At 68.4% G+C, this 19,036-nt stretch carries 22 protein-coding genes; 8 read left to right on the plus strand and 14 right to left on the minus strand.

Going from position 1 to position 19,036, the window contains the following annotated elements; translation table 11 throughout:
* Positions 1-4 precede the first annotated feature (4 nt).
* Positions 5-1,315 (plus strand): glutamine synthetase, encoded by a 1,311-nt coding sequence (locus ACH413_RS44730; protein WP_360048082.1) that lies wholly within the window; start codon positions 5-7, stop codon positions 1,313-1,315.
* On the opposite strand, the gene shbA is transcribed toward ACH413_RS44730, so the two are convergent.
* From shbA to ACH413_RS44760, 6 genes are all read right to left on the minus strand, one after another.
* Entirely contained in the window at positions 1,296-1,787 is a 492-nt protein-coding gene (shbA, locus tag ACH413_RS44735; protein ID WP_360048125.1) for an RNA polymerase sigma factor ShbA, read from the minus strand. The two genes, ACH413_RS44730 and shbA, sit on opposite strands and share 20 nt — an antisense overlap.
* 233 nt (positions 1,788-2,020) lie before the next feature.
* Positions 2,021-2,698 carry a sigma factor-like helix-turn-helix DNA-binding protein gene (locus tag ACH413_RS44740; RefSeq protein ID WP_360048081.1) on the minus strand — a complete coding sequence of 226 codons (678 nt, stop codon included), beginning with the start codon at positions 2,696-2,698 and terminating at the stop codon, positions 2,021-2,023.
* 103 nt (positions 2,699-2,801) lie between these two features.
* Positions 2,802-3,368, minus strand: a complete 567-nt coding sequence (locus ACH413_RS44745) for a sigma-70 family RNA polymerase sigma factor (RefSeq protein WP_360048080.1) — start codon at positions 3,366-3,368, stop codon at positions 2,802-2,804.
* Positions 3,369-3,453: 85 nt separating this feature from the next.
* Positions 3,454-4,170 carry a class I SAM-dependent methyltransferase gene (locus ACH413_RS44750; protein WP_360048079.1) on the minus strand — a complete coding sequence of 239 codons (717 nt, stop codon included), beginning with the start codon at positions 4,168-4,170 and terminating at the stop codon, positions 3,454-3,456.
* Positions 4,167-4,736, minus strand: a complete 570-nt coding sequence (locus ACH413_RS44755) for a sigma-70 family RNA polymerase sigma factor (protein WP_360048078.1) — start codon at positions 4,734-4,736, stop codon at positions 4,167-4,169. The genes ACH413_RS44750 and ACH413_RS44755 overlap by 4 nt, the downstream gene beginning before the upstream one ends.
* Positions 4,737-4,836: 100 nt before the next feature.
* Complete coding sequence (locus ACH413_RS44760) at positions 4,837-5,556, minus strand: class I SAM-dependent methyltransferase (protein WP_360048077.1); 720 nt, start codon at positions 5,554-5,556, stop codon at positions 4,837-4,839.
* A gap of 33 nt (positions 5,557-5,589) precedes the next feature.
* Between ACH413_RS44760 and ACH413_RS44765 the strand changes: the two genes are divergently transcribed.
* The 6 genes from ACH413_RS44765 to ACH413_RS44790 are packed head-to-tail and all read left to right on the plus strand — an operon-like array spanning position 5,590 to position 10,600.
* Positions 5,590-6,435 carry a ParA family protein gene (locus ACH413_RS44765; RefSeq protein WP_360048076.1) on the plus strand — a complete coding sequence of 282 codons (846 nt, stop codon included), beginning with the start codon at positions 5,590-5,592 and terminating at the stop codon, positions 6,433-6,435.
* Positions 6,428-7,189: a DNA-formamidopyrimidine glycosylase family protein gene (locus ACH413_RS44770; RefSeq protein WP_360048075.1), complete on the plus strand. Its 762-nt coding sequence runs from the start codon at positions 6,428-6,430 to the stop codon at positions 7,187-7,189. The genes ACH413_RS44765 and ACH413_RS44770 overlap by 8 nt, the downstream gene beginning before the upstream one ends.
* Before the next feature lie 32 nt (positions 7,190-7,221).
* On the plus strand, positions 7,222-8,460 hold the full coding sequence (locus ACH413_RS44775) for a cytochrome P450 (RefSeq protein WP_360048073.1): 1,239 nt from the start codon (positions 7,222-7,224) through the stop codon (positions 8,458-8,460).
* Positions 8,461-8,502: 42 nt separating this feature from the next.
* Entirely contained in the window at positions 8,503-9,060 is a 558-nt protein-coding gene (locus tag ACH413_RS44780) for an RNA polymerase sigma factor (RefSeq protein WP_360048072.1), read from the plus strand.
* Complete coding sequence (locus ACH413_RS44785) at positions 9,057-9,578, plus strand: hypothetical protein (RefSeq protein ID WP_360048070.1); 522 nt, start codon at positions 9,057-9,059, stop codon at positions 9,576-9,578. Before ACH413_RS44780 ends, ACH413_RS44785 begins: the two co-directional genes overlap by 4 nt.
* A gap of 44 nt (positions 9,579-9,622) precedes the next feature.
* Positions 9,623-10,600 (plus strand): quinone-dependent dihydroorotate dehydrogenase, encoded by a 978-nt coding sequence (locus tag ACH413_RS44790; protein ID WP_360048069.1) that lies wholly within the window; start codon positions 9,623-9,625, stop codon positions 10,598-10,600.
* Here the strand turns inward: ACH413_RS44790 and ACH413_RS44795 are convergent.
* From ACH413_RS44795 to rimO, 8 genes are all read right to left on the minus strand, one after another.
* Positions 10,581-11,795, minus strand: a complete 1,215-nt coding sequence (locus ACH413_RS44795) for a glycosyltransferase (protein WP_360048067.1) — start codon at positions 11,793-11,795, stop codon at positions 10,581-10,583. The genes ACH413_RS44790 and ACH413_RS44795 overlap by 20 nt on opposite strands.
* A 171-nt stretch (positions 11,796-11,966) precedes the next feature.
* Positions 11,967-13,151, minus strand: a complete 1,185-nt coding sequence (locus tag ACH413_RS44800) for a solute carrier family 23 protein (RefSeq protein WP_360048066.1) — start codon at positions 13,149-13,151, stop codon at positions 11,967-11,969.
* A gap of 236 nt (positions 13,152-13,387) precedes the next feature.
* Positions 13,388-14,209, minus strand: a complete 822-nt coding sequence (locus ACH413_RS44805; RefSeq protein ID WP_360048064.1) for a hypothetical protein — start codon at positions 14,207-14,209, stop codon at positions 13,388-13,390.
* A 28-nt stretch (positions 14,210-14,237) separates the two neighbouring features.
* Positions 14,238-15,089, minus strand: a complete 852-nt coding sequence (locus ACH413_RS44810) for a PspA/IM30 family protein (RefSeq protein WP_093597530.1) — start codon at positions 15,087-15,089, stop codon at positions 14,238-14,240.
* Positions 15,090-15,448: 359 nt separating this feature from the next.
* Positions 15,449-15,871, minus strand: a complete 423-nt coding sequence (locus ACH413_RS44815; RefSeq protein ID WP_360048063.1) for a helix-turn-helix transcriptional regulator — start codon at positions 15,869-15,871, stop codon at positions 15,449-15,451.
* A gap of 102 nt (positions 15,872-15,973) precedes the next feature.
* A complete protein-coding gene (locus ACH413_RS44820; RefSeq protein ID WP_360048062.1) occupies positions 15,974-16,453 on the minus strand; it encodes a CinA family protein in 480 nt (159 codons plus the stop codon).
* Entirely contained in the window at positions 16,450-17,028 is a 579-nt protein-coding gene (gene pgsA / locus ACH413_RS44825; protein ID WP_360048061.1) for a CDP-diacylglycerol--glycerol-3-phosphate 3-phosphatidyltransferase, read from the minus strand. The genes ACH413_RS44820 and pgsA overlap by 4 nt, the downstream gene beginning before the upstream one ends.
* Entirely contained in the window at positions 17,025-18,428 is a 1,404-nt protein-coding gene (gene rimO, locus ACH413_RS44830) for a 30S ribosomal protein S12 methylthiotransferase RimO (RefSeq protein ID WP_360048059.1), read from the minus strand. Before rimO ends, pgsA begins: the two co-directional genes overlap by 4 nt.
* Before the next feature lie 64 nt (positions 18,429-18,492).
* Here rimO and ACH413_RS44835 point away from each other — a divergent pair, with 64 nt between their 5' ends.
* Positions 18,493-18,993, plus strand: coding sequence for an amino-acid N-acetyltransferase (locus ACH413_RS44835; protein ID WP_093597550.1), 501 nt, complete (start codon positions 18,493-18,495; stop codon positions 18,991-18,993).
* Positions 18,994-19,036: the final 43 nt, after the last annotated feature.

A 19,036-nucleotide genomic window follows, 5' to 3' on the forward strand; every position in this document is an offset into this window, starting at 1 on the left:
GATCGTGGACTCTGCGGAGCGGGACCAGCGGTTCGAGCGGGCGACGGAACTCTTCGACGGGCTCAACGCGCGCAACGTGAGCGTCGTGGCGCTCACCTGGGTCGACAACAGCGGCATCACCCGAACCAAGTCCGTCCCCCTGCGCAGGCTCGCCCACGCGGCGGCGCACGGCGTGGGCGCGTCACCGGTGTTCGACGTGTTCCTGTTCGACGACTGGATCATCCAGGGCCGGTTCGCCGGCGGACCGGTCGGCGACCTCCGTCTGCACCCGGACCTCGACCGCCTCACGGTGCTCGCGGGTCAGCCGGGCTGGGCCTGGGCGCCCGCCGACCGCCACTTTCAGAGCGGCGTCCCCTATCCGATGGACCAGCGTCTGCAAGCGCGCAAGGCAGAACAGAACCTCGCCGCCCAAGGCCTCACCGCCCAGGCCGGTTTCGAGATCGAGTGGTGCGTCGGCAAGTCCGGCACCGACGACTGGGCCCCCGCGACCACCGGATCCGCGTACGGCCACGCCCGTCAGGTCGAGCTGTCCGACTACTGCGTCGACCTGCTCAACGCACTCGACCAGCAGGACGTCGAGGTCCTCCAGTTCCACCCCGAGTACGCCGCCGGCCAGTTCGAGGTCTCCACCGCACCGGAAGGCCTGGTCGCGGCGGCCGACACCGCCGTGCTCGTCAAGGAGACCATCCGCGCCATCACTATCCGGCACGGCCTGCGCCCGTCGTTCTCCCCCAAGGTCGTCAACGGCGGCGTCGGCAACGGCGGCCACCTGCACCTGAGCCTCTGGCGCGACGGCACGAACCTGTTCGACGGCTTCCAGGACGAGGCCAGGCGGTTCAGCGCGGGCGTCCTCACCCACCTCCGCGCGTTGTGCGCGGTCGGCTGTCCCTCTCTCGCGAGCTACCTCAGGCTCGTGCCGAACACGTGGGCCGCACCGTTCGTGGCGTGGGGCGAGGAGAACCGCGAAACGGCCCTGCGCCTGATCAAGGACAACCTCGAGATCAAGTGCTTCGACCTGACCGCGAACCCGTACCTGGTCGTCGCGGGTGTGGTCGCGGCCGGCCTGGACGGCATCACGACCGAGGCCGTGCTCCCGGACGGCCTCAACGTCGACCCGGCGCTGCTCGGTGACGTCCAGCGGCTGCCCACGTCGTTGAAGGAGGCTGTGGACGAGTTCGAGAAGGACACCGTGCTCACCGAGGCGTTCGGCCTGGAACTGGCGGGCACGCTCGCCGACGTGCGGCGCGGCGAGATGGAGCGCTACAAGGACGCGAGCCCGCAGGGCATCGCCAACGTCACTCGCTGGCGCTATTGAGCTCCTTGCGCAGCCGCGTCAGCGCACGGTGCTGAGCCACCCGCACGGCACCGGGCGTCGAACCGACCGCCTCGGCCGTCTCCTCCGCTGACAACCCCACCATCACGCGCAGCACGACGATCTCGCGCTGCTTCTCGGGCAGCACGCGCAGAAGCGTCGCCATCTGCTCGGAGAGCTCTCCCTGCATCGCCCGCTGCTCGGGTCCGGCCGCCGTGTCCATCGACTCCGGCAGCTCCGGCACCGCCTCGGCGCGGTTGCGCGAGAAGCTGCGGAACGAGTCCGCCACCTTGTGCGCCGCGATCCCGTAGACGAACGCCAGGAACGGACGCCCCTGGTCGCGGTACGACGGCAGCGAGGTCAGCACGGCCAGGCACACGTCCTGCGCCACGTCGTCCGCCGACGCGAACGACCCAACGCGCGCACGGCAGTACCTGACGACCAACGGCCGGATGGTGCTGAGCAGCCGTTCGATGGCGGCACGATCACCGGCGACAGCGCGCGCGACGTGGTCGTCAGCCTTCTCGGGACGACCCGTGTAGTAAGACGGCGACGGCGGGTCGACCGGCTCTTTCTCCCCTGCGGCTGTCCGCTCCACCAGAGCGTCGACAACGCCTGAGGGTGCGGAGACCGGCCCACCGACGGAAGAGCCCTTGACGGCTTCCGCGGGCACCTTGCGGTGCAGGCCGGGTGTGAACTCCACGCAGATCACCGTTCCTCTTCTGGACGCCGGCGCACCGCGAGACGCGCCCGCCGGATCCGTCCTTCGACCGCGCGCGGGGTGAGTCGCACCAACTCGGCGATCTCCGCATGCGAATAGCCCTGGTCATGAAGGAAGAGCAACCGCCTGCCGTCCTCGCTCAGCGTCGCGAACGCGGCGTTCGCGGCCTGCTGTTCGATGACCGCGTCCTCAGGGGTTCCCTCGGCCACGACGTGTTCGAGCGAGGCCAGGGTGTCCACGAGCCGCACGTCCTGCCAGCCGTGCGCCTGCGTCTGCCAGCGCCGGTAGACGTTCGGGAACGCGAGCACGCACGCGTTGACGAAGTACTCGTTCAACGGCTGACCGCGCTCGACCGACCACTCCCTGCCGAGCAAGCCCCGGTCGCGGAAGTAGACGAAGCCCTCGTAGACCGCGTCGCTGGCCAGTTCCTCGGCCTCCTGCAGCGGGATCTCCTGCTGGTGCAGGTAGCGGCCGTGCCTCCCGCAGCGGGAGAACATGGCCCCGGACCGCACGAGCTTGGTAACGAACGTGAGGCCGTACCCGAGAAGCTGGCGGTGGAACTGGTCCCAGCGTGGCCCGGAAAGCCCCGACTCGCGGAAGTGCTGCACGAGCACTCCGTCGATGCGCAGCCGGTCGGCGGCAAGCGCTGAGTCCGAACTTCCCATGCCCCCTGGTCCCTATGTCGGTGTCTTCCTGCCCTCTAGGTATGTCGTTTGGGTGCGTCCACCCCACGCACTCGCCACGAATCGTCACAAATGCAAACGAATGTCACCCGATCGGGACAGCCAATGCGGCAATTTCCTTGCGAAGGCGACCGAGCGCGCGGTGCTGGGCAACGCGCACGGCGCCCGGTGTCGACCCCACGGCTTCCGCGGTCTCCTCGGCGGACAGCCCCACCACGACGCGCAGCACGAGGATCTCGCGCTGCTTGTCCGGCAGGAGGTGCAGCAGCCGTCCCAGGGTGCCGTTCAGCTCGTCGCGGAGGACGAACTCCTCCGGTCCGGCGCCGCGCACCTCCTGATCGGGCACCTCGGCCACCGGCTCCGCACGGTTACGAGACAGAGCCCGATGCGCGTCGGCGACCTTGTGCGCGGCGATGCCGTAGACGAACGCGAGGAACGGCCGGCCCTGCTCCCGATAGTTCGGAAGAGCCGTCAGCACGGCCAGGCAGACCTCCTGCGCGACGTCGTCCGCAGTTGTCGCGGAACGTCCGACGCGCGCACGACAGTACTTCACCACCAGCGGTCGCAAGTAGCGAAGTAGCTGGTCAGCAGCCCTGCGATCGCCTCGCACGGCCAGGCTCACCAGTTCTGCGGATAATGCCGAACTCTCCATCCGAAGCGTCCCCTCGTCGACGTCCCGTGGAGGAGACGTGCGACGCGTCACTCCTTATGCGGAAAGTAGGGAGAAACTTCAAACGTCACCCGTTTGCAGCAACGAAGAGCGGTTGGTAATAGGCGTGGAGCGACCACTCCGCGTAATCGAAACCAGCTCGTTCCGCCAATTCAGTGATTTCATGACGAGTAATCGCCCAATACCGTGCCTTGCCCACCACGACGCGCCACGAGTCGGTTTCGTGCAGCCGGAACATCTCCAGTTCGTACTGGTCGCCGTCCCAATGCCAGAGCTGGAACCACACGACCCGCCCAGGTCCGACGGACGGACGGGTCGACAACGGCCGTTCGGCGCGGATCGCGTCGTAGTCGCGCGTCGAGAGGACGAGGCGGCCGCCGGGACGGAGCACGCGCCGCATCTCCCGCAACGCCGCCAGCACGTCCTGGGCGGTCAGCAGGTGCGGCAGCGCGTTGTCCGCGGCCAGCACGACGTCGAACGAGGCGTCGGCGAACGGCAGTGAGCGCATGTCCGCGGCGAACGCGGGCAACGTGACGCCACGCGCAGAGGCCTCCACCACGGCCCGAGAGGCCGCCTTAGGGCTCAGATCAGTGCCCACGACCTCATAGCCGCGCAGAGCCAGACCGATCGCCTGCGTGCCGATGCCACACGCACAGTCGAGAACGCGCGCGCCCTGCGGGATGAACTCCGCGAGCTGCGACGCCTGCCGGGCCATCGACGCGTCCCAGTCCGGGAACATCAGGTCGTACGTCCCGGCCAGTCCGTCGTAGAAGGCGCCGGTCAAATCAGCTCCTCGACCCCCACGGTCGTCCTCAGCTTGGCCAGCGCACGGTGCTGAGCCACCCGCACGGCACCCGGCGTCGAACCGGTCGCCTCGGCCGTCTCCTCCGCCGTCAGCCCGACGACCACGCGCAGCAGCAGGATCTCGCGCTGCTTGTCCGGCAGCCCGCGCAGCAGCTGGCCCAGCCGCACCGAGAGCGAGCCGAGCAGCGCGTTCTCCTCGGGGTCGATGGTCAGCGACGGGCCGTCCGGCACCTCGGCGACGGGCTCGGAACGGTTGCGGGCCGAGACCCGATGCGCGTCCGCGACCTTGTGCGCGGCAATGCCGTAGACGAACGCCAGGAACGGTCTTCCCTGCTCACGATAGGTGGGCAGGGCCGTCAGCACCGCCAGGCAGACTTCCTGCGCCACGTCGTCCGCCGACGCGTACGCCCTTTCATTGCGACCGACGCGCGCACGGCAGTACCGCGCCACGAGTGGTCGCACGGAGGCCAGCAGCCGTTCGACGGCATGCCGGTCACCCGCTACGGCCTCGTTGACCAATGAGGCCAGCAGGTCGGAACTTTCCATCGCGTTGGTCCCTACGTCGGCGGCGGAGGCCATTATCTTTCGCCGCCGCCTTGTTTGGGACCACTCATCAGGGTCATAAAAGTCCCGAATGCAAAAGTTTTCAGGCTGTGCGGCGGGCGAACACATGCAGCCGGGCGGCGACGTCCCGGAGCGGAGACCGCGTGGCAGCGGCCAGTTCCAGCTCGGCGAGCGCGTCGGCGGCACCCGGATTCGCGTCCAGCACCACACCGGGCACGAGGTCGGAAACAATGCCATGGCCTTGCAGGAGCTCGACAGAAAGCCCCGCCTCGAGAACCAGTTTCTCAAGACCCGGGACGTCGAACCGGCGCTGCAACGGGTCACGCGTGCCCGCGAGCTGACCGGCGTCGTCGTCCAGCAACCTTCGCGCGTCGACGATACGGCCGGCGATCGCGCGGTGCAGGATCGCCGCGAACCGGTTCGCGACCAGCACCGACACCGCGCCACCGGGTGCGACCGCGGCGGCCAGCGAGGCGAGCGCGGCCGGGGCGTCGTCGACGACCTCCAGCAGCCCGTGCGCCAGCACCAGATCGGCTTCACCAGCGGGAACGCCCAACGAGTCCGTGTCGCCCTGGACCGCGTTGATCGTCACACCGGCCTCGCGCGCACGGGTGTTCAGCGTGGCCAGTGCGTTCGGTGAGGGCTCCACGACCGTGACCGCGCATCCCGCTGCGGCTAGGGGCACGGCCCAGACACCGCTGCCGCCTCCAACGTCGAGCACGCGGGGCGGTTCTCCACCCCTGCGCTCGCGTGCGGCGGCCAATTCGGCGTCGAGCACCCTCTGTACGGCGTCCGGTCGCATGTCCAACAGAGTAGGAGACCCTAGAGTAGGTCTGTGCATACGGTGTCCGTGCTCAGCCTCAAGGGAGGCGTCGGCAAGACGACGGTGGTGCTCGGCCTGGCCTCTGCCGCCCTCCGCCGTGGCGTCCGCACGCTCGTGATCGATCTCGATCCGCAGTGCAACGCCACGTCGACGCTGGAGCCAGAGGAGTCCAAGGCCAGCATCTACGACGTCCTGCAAGACCCGTCCGAGGAGAACGTCGAGCAGGCGATCCGCCCGAGCAGGTGGGGCGACGGCATCGACGTGTTGTCCGGGTCCGAGGACGCGGAGCTGCTCAACCACCCGGATCCGAACGAGTCCCGGCTGCATCGTCTGAAAGACGCGTTGCGCACGTTGCGCGACATGTACGACGAGTTCCCGTACCAGCTCGTGCTGCTCGACTGCCCGCCGTCGCTGGGCCAGCTGACCCGGTCGGCGCTGGTGGCGGCCGACCGCGCGCTGCTGGTCACCGAACCGACGATGTTCGCGGTGGCGGGCGTGCAGCGGGCGTTCGAGGCGGTGCAGAACGAGCGGGAGAGCAACAACGCCGACCTGCAGCCGCTGGGCGTCGTCGTGAACCGCGTGCGGCCGCGCTCGCACGAGCACCAGTTCCGCATCGAGGAGCTGCGCGACATCTTCGGTCCGTTGGTGATGCCGGTGGCGTTGCCGGACCGTCTCGCCGTGCAGCAGGCACAGGGCGCGTGCATGCCGATCCACGAGTGGGGCACGCCGGGCGCGCGTGAGGTGGCGCTGGCGTTCAACCTGCTGCTCGCCCGCATCCAGCGCATCTCGCGGAGCCGGCGCCGGGCCGTGCACCACGACTTCAACGACGACGAGATCCAGGAAGCGGTGGATGCCTGAGGGGGACACCGTCTTCCTGGCCGGCCATCGCATGCACGAGGCGCTGGCCGGGAAGACGCTGCGGCGCGGCGAACTGCGCCACCCCCGGCTGTCCACGCTGCAGCTGACCGGGCTGGACGTGCTCGGCGTGCGCACGTACGGCAAGCACATGTTCACCCGGTTCTCCGACGGCAACAGCCTGCGCAGCCACTTCCGCATGGACGGCGCGTGGCACCTCTACCGGCCCGGCGAGCGCTGGCGCCGGCCCGCGCACCAGGCCCGTGCGGTGTTCGAGGTCGACGACCGGCAGGCCATCGGATTCGCGTTGCACGACATGGAGTTCCTGCCGACCTCGGACGAGGATCGGCTCATCTCACATCTCGGACCTGATCTTCTAGCATCTGATTTCGACGCCGCTGAGGCCGTTCAGCGGTTGACCGCCGATCCTTCACGGCCCATCGGCCTCGCATTGTTGGATCAACGGATCATGGCCGGCGTCGGCAATCTCTACCGCGCGGAAGTTTGTTTCCTGTTGCGCGTCCTGCCGACGACTCCGGTGTCATCTGTGGACGCCTCACGTGCGGTTGCGTTGTCACGCAAGCTCTTGCAGGCCAACCAGTGGCGGCCCGAGCAGAGCACCACCGGCGACCTGCGCGTGCAGCACTACGTTTTCGAGCGGACCGGCAAACCCTGTTTGCGTTGTCGCACAAGAGTCCGATCGGACGAGATCGACGGCAGATTTGTGTACTTCTGCCCAAAATGCCAGTCCGATTGAACCGAGCCGCTCTCCCGGCCGTGTCCCCCAATATGGCGGTAAATCTGGATGAGCTGCGCCCCGGCTTCACCGACGACCCGTACGCCGTGCTGAAGAGCCTGCGCGACGCAGGCCCCGTGCACCGGGTCGAGACCTTCGGCGTGCCGATGTGGCTCGTGACCCGCTATCCCGACGTGCGCGCCGCGTTGGACAACCCGCTGCTGTCCTCGCACGGCTCGGCGCTCACCGAACCCCTGCGCGGCCATCCGCACTTCGCGTCGTGGTGGTTCGGCGATCTGTCCGAGCACATGATGAACAGCGACGAGCCTGATCACACCCGTCTGCGCCGTGCGGTGTCGAGCCAGCTCACGCCCCGCCGCATCGCCGCGCTGCGTCCCCGGATCGAGCAGGTGGCCACCCAGCTGGCCGACGGCTTCGCGGACTCGGGCCGCTGCGACCTGATCGCGGACTTCGCGGCGCCGCTGCCGATCACCGTGATCATGGAACTGCTCGGCGTTCCCGCCGTCGACCAGGAGAACTTCCGCTACTGGGCGGACGTGGTCACCGGGCTGGCGGACGGGGACGCGACCTCGGCCCGTGAGGAGACCTCCGGCTACCTGCGCGACCTCGTGACGCACAAGCGGACGTCCGGCGACGACGACCTGATCGGCGGCCTTGCCCGCGCGACCGGCGAATCCGCGCTGTCCGACAGCGAACTGGCCTCCCTGGCGTTCCTGCTGCTCGTGGCGGGCTACACGACCGCCGTCGACCTCGTCGGCAACGGCGCGCTGGCGTTGCTGCGCAACCCCGAGCAGCTCGAACTGCTGCAGCGCTCGTCGTCCCTGCTGCCCGGCGCCGTCGAGGAGTTCCTGCGGTTCGACGGCCCGACCTCGCACCTGCTGCGGTTCGCCACGAAGCCGCTCACGATCGGCGGCGCACAGATCGCGGCGGGCGACGTCGTGCTGCTCTCGCTGGCCTCGGCCGAGCACGACCAGACCCGCTATCCGCGGGCCGACCAGCTCAACATCGAACGGGCCGACCGGCAGCACCTGGCGTTCGGGCACGGCATCCACTTCTGCCTGGGCGCGCCGCTGGCCCGGCTGGAGGGCGAGGTGGCGTTCCGGACGCTGCTGGGGCGCTGCGCCGGGCTGGCGCTGGACACCTCGCAGCCGCTGGGGTGGCGGGTGTCGCTGGGGAGCCGCGGGTTGCGGGGGCTGCCGGTGACGTTCCGGACGAAGCCGCGGATTCCGCTGGACGAGCAGGCGACGCTCAAGGTGCCCAAGCCGATGTAACGGCGTGGCTGGAAGTCGGCAACCATTAGCGTGAGTCAGCCGATGACAGCTCCACGACATCCACCACCGCCGTCTCCCACCCGCGCAGCGCGTGCGTTCGAGGAGATCTACGAGGCCGAGTTCGACGTGGTCACCTCGTACTTCGCGCGGCGCACCGCGGACCCGCAGACGACCGCCGATCTGACCGCGGACACGTTCGTCGCGGCCATCACGTCGTTCGCCACGTTCGACCGCAACCGAGGCACGGCGCGAGGCTGGGTTCTCGGCATCGCACGGCGGGTGTTCGCGCAGCACTGCGAGGCCGTCACCCGCGGCCGGAACGTGGTCGCGCGCATCCACGGCCGGCGCGTGCTCGACACCGACGAGATCGCCGACCTGGTCACGCGCATCGACGCGGAACGGGAAGGCCGTGAGCTCATCGCCGCGATGGCGGCACTCAGCCCCGCCGACCGCGAGGTGATCGAACTCGTCGATCTGGTCGGGATGGCACCGAAGGACGCGGCGAAGGTGCTGGGCATGTCGTCCGGCGCGCTGCGGATCAGGCTCTTCCGGGTGCGCGGCAAGGTCCGCGACCTGGCATCGAACGGGGGACAGCGATGACGACGTTCAAGGACAACCTGCTCGACGACCTGATGCGCGAGCACGGTCAGACGGTCGAAGAGGCGCCAGAACAGCGCAGGAGGCCCGCACGGCCGTTGCTGGTGGCTGCCGGTGCGCTCGCCATCGCCGGTGCGGCCACCGTCGCGATCACGAGCAACAGCAGCGAGGCCTACGCCGTCACCAAGAACGCCGACGGCAGCGTCACGGTCACCATCCGGGACATCAAAGGGGTCGACGCGGCCAACGCGAAGCTGCGCGAGTACGGGATCGGCGCGAAGGCCGTGCCGATGTCACGGGACTGCGCGGACCTGGACGAGACCAAGATGGACCTCCTCGGCGGCTACGTGCTTCCGCGCGTCTCCGACGACGGCTCGGTCACGATGAGCCCCGGTGACATCCCGGCCGGGTACTCGGTGCTGCTCGGCGTCTCGAACCTGCCCAACCGCAACACCGGGCTGGGCTTCACCGGCCCCATCCGCAACCCCGCGCCGGACTGCCTGGCGGAAGTCGGGAACTGACAGGGCTGCGCGCCCACCCTGAGCTGGCGTTATAGGGTGGGCGCGTGGTTTACAAGCAGGTGGTTCGCAAGGCGTTGTTCAACATGCACGGCGGCGACGCGGAGCGGGTCCACGAGACCACGCTCAACGTCATGGCCAAGCTGAGCCCGGTGGCGAGGTTCGCCCGCAACCAGAACAACCCGCGGACCGTCTTCGGTGTCCGCTTCCCGAACCCGGTGGGTCTCGCGGCGGGCCTGGACAAGGACGGGCGCGCGCTGCCGGCGTGGGCCGCGCTGGGGTTCGGGTTCGTCGAGGTCGGCACCGTCACGTGGCACGCGCAGCCGGGCAACCCGAAGCCGCGCCTGTTCCGGCTCCGCGAGGACGAGGCGATCATCAACCGGATGGGCTTCAACAACGCGGGTGCGCAAGCGCTTGCCGCGAAGCTCGACAGGACGCCGCTGAAGGCGCCGCTGGGCATCAGCCTCGGCAAGTCCAAGATCACGCCGGTCGAGGACGCCGTACAGGACTATCTGAACTCGCTGAACGCCCTGCAAGACCACGGCGACTACTACGCCATCAACGTCAGCTCGCCGAACACACCCGGTCTGCGCAGCCTGCAGGACAAGGGCGCGCTCACCGAACTCGTCCAGACCCTCACGCGGGCCACGGACAAGCCGATGCTGGTCAAGATCGCGCCGGACCTCACCGAGGACGCCATCGCCGAGGTCATCCAGGTGTGCGTCGACAACGGCATCAAGGGCCTCATCGCCACGAACACCACGCTGAGCCGTGAGGGCCTCACGAGCGCACACGCGTCAGAGACCGGCGGCCTGAGCGGCAGGCCGCTCACCCAGCGCGCGAACGACGTGGTCCGGTTCATCACGAAGAACAGCGACCTGCCGGTCATCGGCGTCGGCGGCATCGCGACCGCCGACGACGCCAAGCGCATGATCGACGCCGGCGCGAGCCTGGTGCAGATCTACACCGGGTTCATCTACGAGGGCCCCGGGCTCGTGTCGAGGATCAACCGGGCACTGAGGTGAGCGTGCGTTCGACGTGCTCCCAGCGGCCGACCGGACGGTAGCCGCGCAGCACGGTGAACAACGAGCGCAGCACCGCGACGAAGTCCACGAACACGATCACCATCAGCAGTGGGTAGGCCAACGGCGCCAAGGCCAGCAACGGCGCCTTGGCCCGCCACGGTTCAGAGATGTCGCCGACGATCGTGAACAACGCGACACCCGTGTAGACCGCACACAGCAGGAGAATGCCGGTGAACCAGCCCGTCTGGAACGTCGCGGTGACGACGACGTAGATGAACACCGGCTCGAACAGCACGAGGACCTCCCCCGCCGCCGTGTACGGCAGGTGCACCCACGAGAGAAGACGCGTGCACGAGCGGCCGAAGAAGAGCGAGCGGTGCTTGTAGAACGCCTGCAGCCGTCCGAACTTCCATCGGAACCGTTGCCGCAAAAGACCTTTGAGCGATGGAACGGCCTGGGTATACGCGATCGCGTCGGCCGCGAAGATGATGCGCCAGTCGAAATTGCCGCGCACGGACAGGATCTTCATCGAGAAGTCGATGTCCTCCGTCATCGTGTCGGTGTCGAAGTAGCCGCACGCGCGCACGATCGACGTCCGGAACATCGAGCCGACACCGCCGATGACGTACTCGCAGTTGAACACCGTGTAGCCCTGCTTGAGCCGGTGCACCACCGCGTACTCCAGGCGCTGCACCCAGCCCAGCACACCGCGCTGGTCGGCGATCTTCACGTTCGCCGCCGCCGCGAGCACCATCGGGTCGGCGAAGTGCGCGACCATCTGCGAGACTGCGGTGCGGGACAACGACGAGTCGGCGTCCAGCACCATCACCAGGCCGTCGCCGACGAGGTGCATGCCGGCGTTGATGGCCGCCGCCTTGCCCGTGTTCTCCTGCGAGACAACGTGAACACGTGAGCCGAAGTGCCGCAACGCGGCCACCGTGCCGTCGACCGAGCCGTCGTCGACCACGACCACCGACACGTCCGCGTAATCACTGTCCAAAACGGACTGCACTGCGCGGGCGACGCACAACTCCTCGTTGTAGGCCGGGATGACGACCCACACCGTTGGCGCGTAAGGCAACGGACGTGAGCGGCACAACGAGAGGTCGTAGAGGTCGGCCGCCACCAGAACGACGCACACGCGGACGACACCGATCATCGCCAGCGGAACCATGAGCCATGCGAGCGACGTCATCGGCGATGGCGCAGCAGTCGGATGCGGGTCGCGGCCAAGCTGCCCGCGATGATCGCGCAGGCCATGAACAGCACCACGAAGTACGCGGCGACCATGGTGATTCTCCCTCCCTGGACCGGAAACTGGATCGGTCCGAATTGGAGGGACGAAAACCACACAAACGTGTGTCGGTCAGTTACGGCGCGCAGCCCTGAGCCAGCGCATGATCGGGTGCAGGATCACGACGAGCAGCGAGCCCCACACCATGCCGCCCATCTCCAGGTCGCCGATCTCGATGGTCAGGTCGCCGACGCCCGCCACCAGCGCGGCCCCGCCGACCATCGCGTTCGCCGGGTTGGCCAGGTCGACGCCGCGGTCCATCCAGATCCGCACGCCGATCAGCACGATCAGGCCGTAGAGCACGAGGGTGCAGCCGCCGAGCACGCCCGGCGGGATGGTGCCGAACAGCGCGATGGCCTTCGGGGAGAACGCCAGCAGCGTGGCGAACACACCGGCGAACGCGAACGCCGCAGTCGTGTACACGCGGGTCACGGCCATCACGCCGATGTTCTCGGAATACGTCGTCGTCCCGGCGCCACCGCCCAGACCGGACAACGCGGTCGACAGGCCGTTCGCGATGATCGCGTCACCCGCGCTGCCGTCGAGGTTGCGCCCGGTCAGCGCCGCGACCGCCTTGACGTGCCCGACGACCTCGGCGACCAGCACGATCACCACGGGCAGCATCAGCAGCACGACGGACGGCCGCAGCTCGGGCTGGTACAGCTTCGGCAGGCCCACCCAGGCCGCGTCGCGCAGTGCGGCGATCCGCTCGGACGACACGGCGCCGAACGCCAGGCCGCCCATCCAGATCGCCACGAAGCCGATCAGGATCGAGAACCGGAACACCAGGCCGCGGCCGAGCACGCCGGCCAGCAGGATCACGAGCGTGGTCAGGCCGGCGATCAGCGGCTGCTCACCGAAGTTCGAGGTGGCCTGGTGCGAGAGGTTCAGGCCGATGATGATCACGACGGCGCCGGTGACGACCGGCGGCATGACCGACTCCAGCAGCCGCACGCCGAGCGCCTTGACCGCGATGCCGACGACGATCACCAGCAGACCCGCGGCGACGACACCGCCGAGCTGCGCGGAGATGCCCTGCTCGCGTGCGGCCACCAGCGGCGCCACGAAGGCGAAGGACGAGCCGAGGTAGCTCGGGACGCGGTTCTTGGTGATCACCAGGAACAGCAGCGTGCCCAGGCCGGAGAACATCAGGGTGGTGGCGACGGGCAGACCGGTGGCGGTGGGAACGATCACCGTCGCGCCGAACATGGCGACCAGGTGCTGCACTCCGAACCCGATGGTGAGCGGCCAGCTCACCCTCTCCTGGGGCGCGACGGTTTCACTGTCGGTGATCCGACCGTCCCCGTGCACGGTCCACAACGCCAACGCACTGCCTCCCGGCAATTCAGCCGGACTTCCCGCAGACCGGCCCCGGAATCCTGCCACGCCATGTAGCGGCTACGGCTAGATAACGGTCCGATAATCACACGATTGCCCTAAAGATCTCCAGAGAGAACCGCCGAATAGGCGCACGTGACTACGGAGCGTCACATTCAGTGCGCTGAATAGCCTGACACGTCTCGCATCGCGGACGCGAGACCGGCCATGTGGTCCGTGGCGTCGTCCAGCACCTCGCCCGGATTCTGGAACAGCGTGCTCGCCGCCAGGGCCTTGCCCGCCTCGGCCACCAACGCACAGTAGCGGTCCACGCCGTCCGCCAGTTGCATCCTGAGCACCCGCACGCCCTCGACCAACGGCGCGCGCTCCAGCGGCGGCGCGGTGTCCCGAGCGCGTTCGACGGCCTGGAGCTGTGCGGAGACCGCGCGGATCGCCGAGGAGGCCTCCTGGGCGGTCTGCCGGGCGTGCTGGACGGACTCGGTGGGCATCGACGTGAGCGCGGGCGAGTCGAGCTGCACGAGCAGCTGGGTCATCGTGTCCTCGGCGCCGTGCAGCTTCTCCATCGGAACGCGCGCGGACGAGATGTGCGCCGGCAGCGGCGGCCTGGGCGGTGGCGGCGGCGACAACGCGAGCCGTTGCCGGGCGACCCCCAGCTCACGCAGCTTGAACCCGCTGCGCACGGCGAGGACGGCGGGCACCGCGGCGCCGATCGAGCCGGTGACGGCGGCCCACGTGCCGAGCACGCCGGTGAAGCCCAGCACCGCGAGGGTGCCGAGCATCGAGATGACGATCAGCCAGAACGTCAGCACGGCGTTCGTGCGCTTGCGCTTGCGTTCGAGCTTGGCGCGCGGGTCGTTCCACTTCTGCATGCGGTAGCGCGCCTGCTCGGCCAGCGGGTGGCCCTGGAGCGACGCACCCAACTCGTTGACGACCTTGCGGACGATCTCGTTGTTGGGACGGTTTCTCCAGGGCTCCATGATCACCTGCTGGCTCCTTACGTCCCGCTCAGTTCTGAGCCGGCGGGACCTGCTGCTGCGTGGTCTTCTGCTCCTGCTGGACGCGCTGCGCGATCTCGGCCTGGATCTGCGCGGCCGCGCTGTTGCCCGCCGTCACCTGCGCCGGCGTGTTCGCCTGACCGCCGTGCATGGACGCGCGGATCTGCTCGAGACGCGACGAACCGGCCATCTGGGTGGTCGAGGCCTGCACCTCGAGCATCCGGCCCTGCACCGAGTTCTGAGCGAGCTCGGCGGATCCGATCGCGGTCGCGTAGCGCTTCTCGATCTTGTCGCGAACCTCTTCCAGCGACGGCACGTTGCCCGGCGCGGCGAGTTCGCTCATCTGGGTCAGCGACGCGGAGACCTGCTCCTGCATCTTGGCCTGCTCCAGCTGGCTGAGGAGCTTGGTGCGCTCGGCCAGCTTCTGCTGCAGCATCATCGAGTTGCGCTCGACCGCCTGCTTGGCCTGTGCGGCGGCCTGCAGCGACTGGTCGTGCAGCGTCTTGAGGTCCTCGATGCCCTGCTCCGCGGTGACGAGCTGGGTGGCGAAGCTCTGCGCCGCGTTCTCGAACTGCGTCGCCTTCTGCTCGTCGCCCTTGGAGCGCGCCTCGTCGGCGAGCACGAGGGCCTGACGGGCGGAGGCCTGCAGCTTCTCGACGTCGCCCAGCTGGCGGTTCAGCTTCATCTCCAGCTGGCGCTGGTTGCCGATGACGGCCGCAGCCTGCTGAGAGAGGGCCTGGTGCTGCCGCTGCGCCTCCTCGATGGCCTGCTGGATCTGCACCTTCGGGTCAGCGTGCTCGTCGATCTTCGACGAGAACGACGCCATCAGGTACTTCCAGAACTTCACGAACGGACTGGCCATCTCCTACGCCTGCCTTCTCGGTGCCGGTGTTGGATCCATCGTCTCAATTGTGCGTCGGCGTATCCACCGACACGGGGAGATATCCGGGAACACCCTGACCCACCCCGGGACTTAGGAGTACACGCCTGACGACGTGCCAATCCTGCCCTCACCCGCGCCCCAGGACGCGGTGACCCAGCGTGCTGATGCCAAGCCGTTGCCTGCCGTTCAGCCCGAAGCGCCGTTGCCCTGTTGAACGTCCGAAGACGCAATCTTGTTGCAGACCGTCACGTGGCGGGGACCACAGTCGGTGACACGTCACCCGAATGCAGGCGACCCCGCTCGCCATCGGGGCGAGCGGGGTCGTGGATGACATGGGACTACGCCGCGACGACTGCCTTCGGCGTCTCGCCGATCTTGCTCGTGAGCCTGTGACTGAGCATGGGCTGCAGGCGCAGATCGGACAGGTCGTCCGAGAGCGTGGACGGCAGCACACGGCCACCTTCCAGCTTGCCCCGGTCCGAACGTCCGTTCGGGACGGTGTCGGGAACCGTGTCCGGCGTCTGCTGGACGGCGCCGATGTCGGAGGCGACGTGGTGCAGCAACTCGGACAAGGGCAGTTCTAACGCGTCACATATGGCCGCGAGGAGCTCGCTGGACGCCTCTTTGCGGCCGCGCTCCACCTCGGACAGGTACCCCAGGCTCACGCGGGCGGTCCGAGAGACCTCGCGCAGCGTGCGGCGTTGGTTGGTGCGGGCATGGCGAAGTCGATCACCGATCGCCTCGCGTAGCAGCACGGTCATCGCGCGCCTCCTTCCGGCCGGCCGTGTCCCTACGTTACCGATCGACACCGACAACGGGCACTGACTTCCGAACACGTCCGCCAAGGGCGAACGAACGCGGAGTCATCGTTTGTTCCCGGGATCGGTCACCAGCAGGTAATCCGAGAGCAGGACCAGCGCTTTCTCCACGGCGGCCGAACGGACCGCTCTGCGGTCGCCACTCACCGTGATTGTCCGCACTGTGGACACTCCAGGGCCACTCAAGCCGATGTGGACCGTCCCCGGAGCGACTCCGTCCTGCGGATCGGGGCCGGCCACCCCGGTGAGCCCGATTCCCCAGTCCGATTTGCACCTTTTCTTGGCGCCTTCGGCCAGTTGGATCGCGACCTCGGGATGCACGGCTCCGTGCTCGTCGAGCAACCGCTGGTCCACGCCCGCGAGCTCGTGTTTGAGCTCGGTGGCGTAGACGATCAACCCACCGCGGACCACGGCACTCGCCCCCGGTGTGTCGACGATCGTCGCGCACAGCAGACCCGCGGTCAGCGACTCGGCCGTGGCGACGGTCTGGTTCTTCGCTTTGAGCAGTTCGACGACGCTGGTCACAGCACCGCCCGTCCTGCCCTTGCCTTCATCTTGAACGCGCGGATGACGTAGTCGATTCCCGTGACGATGGTGAGGACCAGCGCGACGGCCATGATCACCCACGCGATGAGCTGCAGCACGTCGTTCTGCGGGAGCACGAACAGCCCGATCGCGATGACCTGGGCCAGCGTCTTGGCCTTGCCGCCGCGGCTGGCGGGGATGACGCCGTAGCGGATCACCCAGAACCGCAGCAGCGTGATGCCGACCTCGCGCACGGCGATGGTGATCGTGATCCACCACGGCAGCACGTCGAGCATGCTCAGGCCGACCAGCGCGGACCCGGTCAGCGCCTTGTCCGCGATCGGATCCGCGATCTTGCCGAAGTCGGTGATGAGCCCGTGCTTGCGGGCGAGCGTGCCGTCGATGTGGTCGGTGAAGCTCGCGACGGCGAAGATCCCGAACGCGATGAGGCGCCACGTCGTGTCGAAGCCGCCCGCTTCGAACAGGGAGAACAGGAAGACCGGAACGAGCAGCATCCGCGCCACCGTGAGGACGTTGGCGACGTTGAGCAGCGGGACCTTCCTGGCCTCAGTCATGTCGCGATGACCTCTACGACCAGGTCCACACCCTCGGAGTCGACCACGCGGCAGCGCACGAAGTCGCCGCGCTTGAGCCCCTCGGCCTCGAGCACGATGCACTCGCCGTCGACCTCGGGCGCCTGGTGCTCGGCCCGGCCGACGCAGTCGCTCTCGTCGTCCTCCTCGTGCTCGATCAGCACGAGGACCTCGTCGCCCACCCGGTCCTCGGCGCGCTGGCTGGTCAGCTCCTCAACGAGGTTGCCGATCCGCTGCACCCGTTCCGCGATGGTGTCCGCGTCGAGCTTGCCCTCGAGCCCCTCGGCCTCGGTGCCGTCCTCGTCGGAGTACCCGAAGATGCCGACCGCGTCGAGCCGCGCCTCCGTGAGGAACCGTTCGAGTTCCTGCAGGTCGGCCTCGGTCTCGCCGGGGAAGCCCACGATGAAGTTGCTGCGGATGCCCGCCTCGGGCGCGTGCTCGCGGATCTGCCACACGAGCTTGAGGAAGCTGTCGGTGTCACCGAACCGGCGCATGCGGCGCAGCACGTTCTCGCTGGAGTGCTGGAACGACATGTCGAAGTAGTTCGCGACCTTGTCGGTCTTCGCGATGGCCGCGACGAGGCTCGGCTTGGTCTCGGCCGGCTGCAGGTAGCTCACCCGCACCCGCTCGACGCCGGGGATGCTCGCGAGGCGCGGCAGCAGCTGCTCCAGCGCACCCTGGTCCCGCGGCAGGTCCTTGCCGTAGCTCGTCGAGTTCTCGCTGACGAGGAACAGCTCCTTGACGCCGTTCTCGGCGAGCCACATGGCCTCGGCCACGACCTCGTCCGGGTGCCGCGACACGAACGCGCCGCGGAAGCTCGGGATGGCGCAGAAGCTGCACCGCCGGTCACAGCCGGACGCGATCTTCAACGGCGCCACGGGAGCGTCGTCCAGCCTGCGCCGTGGCGTCTTGGTCGGCCCCCAGCCGTGGCCGGGCACCTGCACGTCGTTCTTGGCGTCCTGGCGCTTCACGGGCGTGATCGGCAGCAACGTGCGGCGATCGACCGGCACGTGCGACTCGACGGGCTTGCCGTGCAGCACGTCCTGCAGGCGCTCGGCCAGGTCGTTGTACTGGTCGAAGCCCAGGACCGCGGCCGCCTCCGGGAGGCTGTCCGCGAGCTCCTTGCCGTACCGCTCCGCCATGCATCCGACCGCGACGACCTTGGCGCCGGTGTCGGACGCGGCGAGCAGCGTGTCGACCGAGTCCTTCTTGGCCTGCTCGACGAAGCCGCACGTGTTGACGACGACGACGTCCGCGCCCTCGTCCACCAGCTCCCAGCCGCCCTCACCGAGGCGCCCGGCGAGTTCTTCGGAGTCGACCTCGTTGCGGGCACAGCCCAGGGTCAGCAGCGACACACGTCGCGGAGTGGTGGGAGAAGACACGGCGCTCAGAGTAACCGGGTCGGGCTGTCAGGCCGGAATCGTGCCCACCTCATACTTGTCGGTTGTGACCAGTGGGGTAGTCGTGCGGCGCGCCCGCACCAGTGACGTACGCGCCATGAAGGCGCTGATCGACGGGTACGCGGGCAAGGTTCTGCTGGCCAAACCGCTGGTCACGCTGTACGAGGCGGTCCAGGAGTTCTGGGTGGCCGAGGAGGACGGCGAGTTGCTCGGCGTCGGGGCCCTGCACGTGATGTGGGAGGACCTGGCCGAGATCCGCTCCGTCGCGGTCTCCCCCATGGCGCTGGGCAAGGGCGTCGGCCACCGGATCGTGGCGCAGCTCATCGCGACCGCCAAGGAGCTGCAGCTCGCGCGGATCTTCGTGCTGACGTTCGAGACCAAGTTCTTCACCAAGCACGGCTTCATCGAGATCGAGGGCACACCGGTGAGCCCCGAGGTCTACGAGGAGATCATGCGATCGGTGGACGAGGGCGTCGCCGAGTTCCTCGACCTGAGCTACGTGAAGCCGAACACGCTCGGCAACAGCCGGATGCTCCTGGAGCTGTAACTCTTCGAGTGATTACTCGAATAGTCTTGACTTGAAGAACCAC

The organism is Lentzea sp. NPDC020367 (assembly GCF_044387305.1).
Taxonomy (GTDB): domain Bacteria; phylum Actinomycetota; class Actinomycetes; order Mycobacteriales; family Pseudonocardiaceae; genus Lentzea.

Coding starts and splice junctions, on each gene's coding strand:
- ACH413_RS44810 (WP_093597530.1), bottom strand. CDS start 15,089: ATGGCCAGTCCGTTCGTGAAGTTCTGGAAGTACCTGATGGCGTCGTTC.
- ACH413_RS44755 (WP_360048078.1), bottom strand. CDS start 4,736: ATGGAAAGTTCCGACCTGCTGGCCTCATTGGTCAACGAGGCCGTAGCG.
- ACH413_RS44815 (WP_360048063.1), bottom strand. CDS start 15,871: ATGACCGTGCTGCTACGCGAGGCGATCGGTGATCGACTTCGCCATGCC.
- ACH413_RS44780 (WP_360048072.1), top strand. CDS start 8,503: ATGACAGCTCCACGACATCCACCACCGCCGTCTCCCACCCGCGCAGCG.
- pgsA (WP_360048061.1), bottom strand. CDS start 17,028: ATGACTGAGGCCAGGAAGGTCCCGCTGCTCAACGTCGCCAACGTCCTC.
- ACH413_RS44805 (WP_360048064.1), bottom strand. CDS start 14,209: ATGGAGCCCTGGAGAAACCGTCCCAACAACGAGATCGTCCGCAAGGTC.
- ACH413_RS44770 (WP_360048075.1), top strand. CDS start 6,428: ATGCCTGAGGGGGACACCGTCTTCCTGGCCGGCCATCGCATGCACGAG.
- ACH413_RS44745 (WP_360048080.1), bottom strand. CDS start 3,368: ATGGAGAGTTCGGCATTATCCGCAGAACTGGTGAGCCTGGCCGTGCGA.
- ACH413_RS44775 (WP_360048073.1), top strand. CDS start 7,222: ATGGCGGTAAATCTGGATGAGCTGCGCCCCGGCTTCACCGACGACCCG.
- ACH413_RS44785 (WP_360048070.1), top strand. CDS start 9,057: ATGACGACGTTCAAGGACAACCTGCTCGACGACCTGATGCGCGAGCAC.
- ACH413_RS44795 (WP_360048067.1), bottom strand. CDS start 11,795: ATGACGTCGCTCGCATGGCTCATGGTTCCGCTGGCGATGATCGGTGTC.
- ACH413_RS44740 (WP_360048081.1), bottom strand. CDS start 2,698: ATGGGAAGTTCGGACTCAGCGCTTGCCGCCGACCGGCTGCGCATCGAC.
- ACH413_RS44760 (WP_360048077.1), bottom strand. CDS start 5,556: ATGCGACCGGACGCCGTACAGAGGGTGCTCGACGCCGAATTGGCCGCC.